General features: G+C 63.3%; 4 protein-coding genes and 1 pseudogene. All 5 read right to left on the bottom strand.

Annotated elements, in window-relative coordinates; all coding sequences use genetic code 11:
• Positions 1-113 precede the first annotated feature (113 nt).
• Positions 114-371: pseudogene (locus RDL77_RS24700) on the bottom strand (SDR family NAD(P)-dependent oxidoreductase); the annotation flags it as partial.
• A gap of 17 nt (positions 372-388) precedes the next feature.
• Complete coding sequence (purF, locus tag RDL77_RS24695) at positions 389-1,882, bottom strand: amidophosphoribosyltransferase (protein WP_374042795.1); 1,494 nt, start codon at positions 1,880-1,882, stop codon at positions 389-391.
• Between the two features lie 117 nt (positions 1,883-1,999).
• Complete coding sequence (locus tag RDL77_RS24690) at positions 2,000-2,590, bottom strand: CvpA family protein (protein ID WP_288195133.1); 591 nt, start codon at positions 2,588-2,590, stop codon at positions 2,000-2,002.
• Positions 2,591-2,649: 59 nt separating this feature from the next.
• Positions 2,650-4,050, bottom strand: a complete 1,401-nt coding sequence (gene radA / locus RDL77_RS24685) for a DNA repair protein RadA (protein WP_105735813.1) — start codon at positions 4,048-4,050, stop codon at positions 2,650-2,652.
• The coding region (locus RDL77_RS24680; protein WP_288195131.1) for an alanine racemase at positions 4,050-4,343 on the bottom strand (294 nt) is incomplete at its 5' end. The genes RDL77_RS24680 and radA, both read right to left, overlap by 1 nt.

Genomic DNA, 4,343 nt, shown 5'->3' with positions numbered 1-4,343 from the left:
TTCGAAAAGCTCGTCGCCTGCTCGCAGCACATGCAGAAGGTGCCGCTCTATATCGACCAGACCGGTGGTATTTCCATTGCGCAGCTGGCCGCCCGTGCCCGGCGTTTGAAGCGCCAGCGCTCATGGATGGAACCGCCGAGCCGGTCGATGGCAGGCATGTCGGTCAGGTCGAGCGGCACCAGCGTCGCCGTGCCGCCCGCAGCCTTGATTTCGTCGTCCAGCTCTTCCAGCCCGCCCACCGTGCGGGCGACGGCAATCACATGCGCACCGCGCGCTGCCAGGTCTTTTGCAAGGAAATAACCGATGCCGCGGGATGCGCCGGTGACAAGCGCAAGCTTGCCGTCCAGCCGGAAACTGCCGTCAGAAATCATGAATGGGAACTCAACCGTTAGCCGTTGTTTGCGAGAAGCGAGAACTGACGCACATTGCTGATACCGTCCCGGTCAACCAGCCGGGTCGGATAATCGCCAGTGAAGTAGTGGTCGGTGAACAGCGGCGCCTGCGGATCGCGCGGGGCGCCGCTGACCGCCTTGTACAGCCCGTCGATGGACAGGAATTCCAGCGAATCCGCGCCGATATATTTGCACATGGAGGCAAGGGTCGCGTGCTGGTTGGCCAGCAGCTTGTCCGCATCCGGCGTGTCGATGCCGTAGAAATCCGGATGATAGATCATCGGGCTGGCGACGCGGATATGCACTTCCCGCGCCCCGGCATCGCGGATCATCTGCACGATCTTGACCGACGTGGTGCCGCGCACGATGGAATCGTCGACCAGAACCACGCGCTTGCCTTCGATCACGGCACGGTTGGCCGAATGCTTCAGCTTGACGCCGAAGGCGCGGATCGACTGGGTCGGCTCGATGAAGGTACGGCCGACATAATGGTTGCGGATGATGCCGAGCTCGAATGGAATGCCGCTCGCCTGGGCAAAGCCGATGGCCGCGGGCGTGCCGCCATCGGGTACCGGGACGACGACGTCGGCGTCCAGCGGTGCTTCCTTGGCCAGGTTGATGCCCATGTTCTTGCGGGCCGTATACACGTTGCGGCCGCCGACAACGGAATCCGGGCGGGCAAAGTAGACATATTCGAACAGGCAGATGCGTTCCGGCTTCGGTGACTGCGGCTTGAAGGCTTCGATGCTGATTGTACCGTCGCTCTGGATTTCGCAGACGACGACTTCGCCGTTCTCGATGTCACGCACGAACTTCGCGCCGATGATGTCGAGCGCGCAGCTTTCGGAGGCAAAGATCGGCTTGCCGTCGAGATCACCCATGACGAGCGGCCGGATGCCGATCGGATCGCGCGCGGCGATCAGCTTGGTGCGGGTGAGGGCGAGCATGGCATAGCCGCCTTCCATCTGGCGGATCGCATCGACGAAGCGGTCGCTGGACGATGTGCTGCGCGAACGGGCGATGAGATGCAGCACCACTTCCGTATCGGAATTGGACTGGCAGATCGCGCCGTCGGCGATCAGCTTGCGGCGCATGGTCAGGCCGTTGGTGAAATTGCCGTTATGGGCAATGGCGATGCCGCCGATTTCCAGTTCGGCAAACAGCGGCTGCACATTGCGCAGGGCCGCATCGCCTGTCGTGGAATAGCGCACATGGCCGATGGCGCGGTCGCCGGGCAGCTGCGCCAGCGTGGCGGGGGTGGGGGAATGGGCGCCGACAAGACCCATACGGCGCTCCGAGCAGAACTGCTTGCCGTCATAGGAGACGATACCCGCCGCTTCCTGCCCGCGATGCTGCAGGGCATGCAGACCCAGCGCCGTCAGCGTGGCGGCGTCGGGGTGCCCCAAAATGCCAAACACACCGCACTCTTCATGCAGTGTGTCGTCGTCAAGGGACATGAGAGGGGTCTCATCACGAAAAATGTCGGTCATTACCGCAAGCCTTTCGCCGCAGATTCAACTGTAAGATCTGTCATTCCATTATGCCACACTATGTGGGGTATTACCACGCAAACGCCAAGTTAACCGTTTGTCGCACCCGGCAGCCCGTCAAGGCTTCGGTGTCGCGCCTTCCGGCGGGATGTCTTCCTTGGGTTCAGGTGCCGTCGTTGCGTCCGGAGTATGGCTCGAGCCGGGCTTCAAACGCTTCAGAATGGTTGATTCCGGGTCTTCCGGCAAAAGGCTGATCAGCTTTGCGCCGAGTGAGTCGATCATCGGCTTGGACTTGGCCTGCGCCACCCAGGCGGGCTGGTTGTCCGTAACGAGCCAGTTGAAGAACAGCATCGCGACAACCACGAGAAGAACGCCGCGCGCCGCGCCGAAGAGGAAGCCGAGCGTGCGGTCGAGTGCGCCGATACGGCTGTCGATGATGAAATCGGCAATCTTCATGGTGATGACGGAAACGATGATCAGCGTGACGATGAAGACGATACCGGCTGCCGCGATCTGGGCGATGGTCTCATTGCTGATATAGGGCGCGAGGAAGGGGACGACCGGCTTGTAGAAGAGATAGGCGGCCGCGGCCGCCGCTGCCCATGACACGACGGACAGCACTTCGCGCGAAAAGCCGCGCACCATGGCGAGGATCGCCGAAACGAGGGTGATGCCCAAAAGAATTCCGTCAAGCAACGTAATAGGCATTTACATGTATCCCCAATCCAATTCCGACCTGCACACCCTCTCGGGAGGACTGTGCCGCGTCAGTCGTCGCGTTTCGTTTTACCGGGGCCGGACGCTGCAATCCGGGCCACAAGGTCCGGCAGCGAAGCGGTCTCGGTCAGATGGGCATTGCGTCCCTTCGGCACGTCGTTGCTTCCCTTGGGAAGAACAGCCTGCTTGAACCCAAGCTTCTCTGCTTCCTTCAGCCGCTGCACCGCATGCGCCACCGGGCGAACGGCGCCAGACAAGCTGACTTCGCCGAAATAGACGCAATCGGCCGGAAGGGCAATACCGGCAATGGAGGAAACCAGTGCAGATGCAACCGCAAGATCGGCTGCAGGCTCGGAAATCCGGTATCCGCCCGCCACATTCAGGTAAACATCGTGCTGGCCGAACCGCACGCCGCAATGGGCTTCAAGCACCGCCAGAATCATCGAAAGGCGGCCGCCGTCCCAGCCGACGACGGCGCGGCGCGGTGTGCCGAGCGTCGAGGGTGCCACCAGCGCCTGAATTTCCACAAGCACCGGCCGGGTGCCTTCCATCCCGGCAAAAACCGCGGCGCCCGGCGATTTGTCATTGCGTTCGCCGAGAAAAAGCTCCGACGGGTTGGCAACTTCGCGCAATCCGCGGTCGGACATTTCAAACACGCCGATCTCGTCGGTCGGGCCGAAACGGTTCTTCACCGTGCGCAGGATGCGGTAGTGGTGGCCGCCTTCGCCCTCGAAATACAGCACCGCATCCACCATGTGCTCGACGACGCGCGGCCCGGCGATCTGGCCGTCCTTGGTGACATGACCGACCAGGACCACGGCGGCGCCGGTCTGCTTGGCGAAGCGGATCATCGCCTGAGCCCCGGCGCGCACCTGCGTGACCGTGCCGGGGGCCGAATCGGCGGCGTCCGTCCACAGGGTCTGGATCGAATCGATGATGATGAGATCGGGCCGCTTGGAATCGGAAATGGTGGCGAGGATATCCTCGACATTGGTTTCGGCGGCCAGAAGCACATCGGTGTCGGCGGCATGCAGGCGCTGCGCCCGCAGGCGGATCTGCGCCACCGCTTCTTCGCCCGAGACATAGATGACCTTGTGGCCCTGCCGCGCCAGCGCGGCCGCTGCCTGGGTCAGCAGGGTGGATTTGCCGATGCCGGGATCGCCGCCCACCAGAATGGCCGAGCCGCGCACGAAACCGCCGCCGGTGACCCGGTCAAGCTCGCCGATGCCCGACTGGATGCGCGGCGCGTCCTCGATCTCGCCGGACAGCGAGGTGAGGGCGACGGCGCGGCCCTTGCGGCCGGACAGCTTGCCGGGACCGCTGCCGATACCGCCCGCCGTGCCTTCCTCGACCAGCGTGTTCCACTCGCCGCAGGAATCGCACTTGCCGGCCCAGCGCGTATGCACGGCACCGCAGTTCTGGCAGATGAATTGAATTCTTGCCTTGGCCATCAGGCGCCTTTTCCGGAATAGAGGTAGCGGCGGTGATAGCGGTTGCCCAGGCTGGTCAAAAGTTCGAAGCCGATGGAACCCGCGGCGCGCGCCGCGTCATCCAGGGCGACGTTGCCACCGAACAGCTCGACGTGATCGCCGGGTTTGACAGCGTCCTCGGGAAGATCGGTGATGTCGAACGACGTCAGGTCCATGGTCACCCGGCCGATCACCGGCACCTTGCGTCCAGCGACAAAGCCTTCGCCGCCCTTGGGCACGACGCTGCGCAGGGGCGTGCCGCTGCCCGACAGCGA

The sequence above is a fragment of the uncultured Phyllobacterium sp. genome (genome assembly GCF_902479695.1).
Taxonomy (GTDB): Bacteria; Pseudomonadota; Alphaproteobacteria; order Rhizobiales; family Rhizobiaceae; genus Phyllobacterium; species Phyllobacterium calauticae.
The sequence above is the reverse complement of the archived record's forward strand: the minus strand, read 5'-3'. Positions and strand labels throughout refer to the sequence as shown.

Bases quoted from the DNA above. Each gene is read 5' to 3' on its own strand.
- radA (WP_105735813.1), bottom strand. From the start codon at position 4,050: ATGGCCAAGGCAAGAATTCAATTCATCTGCCAGAACTGCGGTGCCGTG.
- RDL77_RS24690 (WP_288195133.1), bottom strand. From the start codon at position 2,590: ATGCCTATTACGTTGCTTGACGGAATTCTTTTGGGCATCACCCTCGTT.
- purF (WP_374042795.1), bottom strand. From the start codon at position 1,882: ATGACCGACATTTTTCGTGATGAGACCCCTCTCATGTCCCTTGACGAC.